Below are 264 nucleotides of genomic sequence, written 5' to 3' on the forward strand. Positions count from 1 at the left end.
TTCAATAGCTCTTTAGCTGCATTTTCGTCAAATGTTGCTGCGCTAAGTAATGCGTCCATTTTTGCTTTGTGCGCTTCACGCATCGCTTTACGCGCTTCTTTATCGCCGCCTCGTAGGGCTTTCATTTGCGTTTTCTGTGCTTCAAAAATAGCTTTAAGCTTCGTCTGCTGCTCGTCGGTTAAATCAAGTTTTTCGGCGCCGCGCTCAGAGAGTAAAAAACGCGCTTGAGAGTGGCCTTGCTTATCATGCATACCGCCTTTAGCT

The 264-nt window shown here is 46.6% G+C and carries 1 protein-coding gene; it reads right to left on the bottom strand.

Going from position 1 to position 264, the window contains the following annotated elements:
• A partial coding sequence (locus Q4519_RS21895) for a Spy/CpxP family protein refolding chaperone (protein WP_303516072.1) occupies positions 1-264 on the bottom strand: 264 nt, incomplete at both ends.

Source organism: Motilimonas sp. 1_MG-2023 (assembly GCF_030547455.1).
Taxonomy (GTDB): domain Bacteria; phylum Pseudomonadota; class Gammaproteobacteria; order Enterobacterales; family CBDFNC01; genus Motilimonas.